Below are 2840 nucleotides of genomic sequence, written 5' to 3'. Positions count from 1 at the left end.
TTAAAGCGTCACTCAACGAAGGCCTTTGATCCGAGTAAAAAGCTGACTGCCGACCAGGCGGAACAGATTAAAACCTTGCTGCAGTACAGCCCGTCGAGCACCAACTCGCAGCCGTGGCACTTTATCGTCGCCAGCACCGAAGAAGGCAAAGCGCGCGTGGCGAAATCCGCAGCCGGTGGCTTTGTCTTCAACGAACGCAAAATGCTGGATGCCTCTCACGTGGTGGTGTTCTGCGCTAAAACCGCGATGGACGATGCCTGGCTGAACCGCGTGGTGGATCAGGAAGAGGCCGATGGCCGTTTCGCCACCCCGGAAGCGAAAGCCGCTAACCACAAGGGCCGCACCTTCTTCGCCGATATGCACCGTGTCGATCTGAAAGATGACCACCAGTGGATGGCAAAACAGGTTTACCTGAACGTCGGCAACTTCCTGCTGGGCGTGGCCGCAATGGGCCTGGACGCGGTGCCAATTGAAGGTTTCGACGCCGCCATCCTCGACGAAGAGTTTGGTCTGAAAGAGAAAGGCTTCACCAGCCTGGTGGTCGTGCCGGTCGGGCATCACAGCGTGGAAGATTTCAACGCCACGCTGCCGAAATCGCGTCTGCCGCTGAGCACGATTGTGACTGAGTGCTAATGACTACTGGCACGCTGGGTTCCGGCGTGCCTGTTTTCAATAGAGCGTAATCTGCGGATGCTTAACGCCGCACACCAACGCATAACGCGTTAAGGTATCCAGACTCGCCCGGGTAATATTGGCCTCCATTCGGGAGACGGTTGGCGCGCTGACCCCCATGCGCTCCGCCACCTGAGCACGCGTCAGTCCCGCCTGTTTGCGCCACTGTGCCAGCATCTCCTGCAGCCGCGCCTTACGCTCTTCGGCGTCAAAGGCAGCCTGCACATCTGAATCGCTTAACAGCTCCGCTCTTAACGTATCCCAGTCAATGATCTTCTTGCTCATCCAACATCTCCTGTTGTCTTTTCAGTGCCAGACGGATTTCAGCAGAAGGCGTTTTCTTCGTCTTCTTGATAAATACACGCAACAGATAAATTGTTTTTTCCCGCTGATACACATAGATCCCGCGACTATGAATCAGACCGACGGTTCTTATTTCAAACAAACCATGGGGTAATGGCTTGCTGTCGGGCTCCCGAAGTGCCGTTGGGTTAGCACGCAATTTATCAAGCTGACAAATCAGCTTCGCCTGTACGCCTGCAGGCAACGAGAGGATCTCTTCTCTGACTGCCTGATGAACGATAAGTCTGAACACGATTTTTCATCCCTGAAAATATTAGCATGTAAGGCAATTTGCATTAAAGGCTAATTTTGCCTTTCGTGATTTACCTTACACCCTTTATCCAGGTCAGACCGGAGTGACTTCTATTCCCTGAAAGCCCCTCGCAGAAATTATTTCTGTGCAGCCAGCCACGCCATTGCCCTCTCTCCCGCCTCATCCACCGGCAGATAGACCAGCAGCCGCGAGCCGTTGCGCGGGGCGGAGTACCAGTACATCTGCTGGAGATGAAAATCGCCCAGTTCGGGATGGGTAAAGAGCTTGAGCTGGTTTTCCACGCCGCGCACGTCGTTGCGCTGGTGCCACAGGGTTTCAAACTCTTCAGATACCGCAAAGAAACGTGCCAGTTTGGCCTCCCACTGCGGGTCGCCCCGGTGCTCGGCCATCGCCGCGCGAAAATAGGAGACAAAAATGGGCAACACATCATCACGCTTGCCCAGCCGGGCGCGCCATGCGGGGTGAGTGAGGAACAGGTAGATGCAGTTGCGATCTTCCGGCGGGATGGCGTTAAAGTCGACGCCCATCAGGTGGCCGAAGCTGTCATTCCACGCCACGATATCGAAATTCGGTTTCTGGATGCTGGCGGGTTTTGGCATCAGGGTATCGAGCAGACGTCGGGTGCCTTCGCTGATCCCTTCGCAGCAGACCGCCTGCGGCGCTTCGCCCGGCGGCAGGCCGGCCAGCAGAAAGAGGTGGCGGGCTTCGGTCGGGGTACATTGCAGCGCTTTCGCTACCGCCGCCATCACCGCGCTGGACGGGTTCACATTCCTGCCCTGCTCGAGCCATGTGTACCAGGTGACGCCCACATCCGCCAGCATGGCTACCTCTTCCCGGCGCAGACCCGGCGTGCGGCGGCGACCGCTGCGCGGCAGGCCAAGACGCTGCGGATCGAGGCTTTCGCGTCGGGCGCGTAAAAAAGCCCCCAGCTGTTTTCGGGTGTCATCCTGCAGTGCGGTGACCGGTTCAGACATCAGCGCCATAGTGCCCCCTGCGTGGTAGTGCCAGTACCAGTATAAGCAAGAACTGGTACCCGTTTATCAGATGGTTGATGCTACGACGCTACGCTGTTTGACGCAATGGAGTCACCATGAATAGGTCAGTTGTTTCACCGGGCCGGGCAGGCCTGATATTGCTGTTAACCGGCCAGATGCTGCCGCTGATCGATACCTCGATCACCAACGTGGCGCTGGATTCCATCATCCACTCGCTGCATGCCACCGCCACCGAGCTGGAGCTAATTGTGGCGCTCTACGGGGTGGCCTTTGCCGTCTGTCTGGCGCTCGGGAGCAAGCTGGGGGATAACCTCGGGCGTCGCCGTCTGTTTATGTGGGGCGTGGCGAGCTTTGGCCTGGCCTCATTGCTGTGCGGGATGGCGGGCAATATCGAGCAACTGCTGGCCGCGCGCATCGTGCAGGGCGCGGGCGCAGCGCTGATCGTGCCGCAAATTCTTGCCACCCTTCACGTGACCCTGAAAGGCACCGCCCACGCCAGAGCCATCAGCCTGTTTGGCGGCATCGGCGGCATCGCCTTTATTGTCGGGCAGATGGGC

Annotated in this window: 5 protein-coding genes; 2 read left to right on the top strand and 3 right to left on the bottom strand. The window is 57.9% G+C overall.

What is annotated here, in order from left to right; translation table 11 throughout:
• Nucleotides 1-633, top strand: a 633-nt coding sequence (gene nfsB, locus WFM46_RS23440; RefSeq protein ID WP_336998692.1) for an oxygen-insensitive NAD(P)H nitroreductase, incomplete at its 5' end; no start/stop codon positions are given.
• A 36-nt stretch (nt 634-669) separates the two neighbouring features.
• Here the strand turns inward: nfsB and WFM46_RS23435 are convergent.
• The 3 genes from WFM46_RS23435 to WFM46_RS23425 form a co-directional block, all read right to left on the bottom strand.
• Nucleotides 670-957 (bottom strand): helix-turn-helix domain-containing protein, encoded by a 288-nt coding sequence (locus WFM46_RS23435; protein ID WP_103178559.1) that lies wholly within the window; start codon nt 955-957, stop codon nt 670-672.
• Nucleotides 938-1267, bottom strand: coding sequence for a type II toxin-antitoxin system RelE/ParE family toxin (locus tag WFM46_RS23430; RefSeq protein WP_336998691.1), 330 nt, complete (start codon nt 1265-1267; stop codon nt 938-940). The genes WFM46_RS23435 and WFM46_RS23430 overlap by 20 nt, the downstream gene beginning before the upstream one ends.
• 137 nt (nt 1268-1404) lie before the next feature.
• The gene (locus tag WFM46_RS23425) at nt 1405-2271 is read right to left on the bottom strand and encodes a helix-turn-helix transcriptional regulator (protein ID WP_103178557.1); all 867 of its coding nucleotides are present in this window, start codon (nt 2269-2271) and stop codon (nt 1405-1407) included.
• 107 nt (nt 2272-2378) lie between these two features.
• Here WFM46_RS23425 and WFM46_RS23420 point away from each other — a divergent pair.
• On the top strand, nt 2379-2840 hold a 462-nt coding region (locus WFM46_RS23420), incomplete at its 3' end, for an MFS transporter (protein WP_336998690.1).

Source organism: Leclercia sp. M50 (genome assembly GCF_037150775.1).
In the GTDB taxonomy this organism is placed as follows: domain Bacteria; phylum Pseudomonadota; class Gammaproteobacteria; order Enterobacterales; family Enterobacteriaceae; genus Enterobacter.
The sequence above is the reverse complement of the archived record's forward strand: the minus strand, read 5'-3'. Positions and strand labels throughout refer to the sequence as shown.

What these genes read in the sequence shown, in the direction of transcription:
- WFM46_RS23435 (WP_103178559.1), bottom strand. Translation starts at nt 957, where the DNA reads ATGAGCAAGAAGATCATTGACTGGGATACGTTAAGAGCGGAGCTGTTA.
- WFM46_RS23425 (WP_103178557.1), bottom strand. Translation starts at nt 2,271, where the DNA reads ATGGCGCTGATGTCTGAACCGGTCACCGCACTGCAGGATGACACCCGA.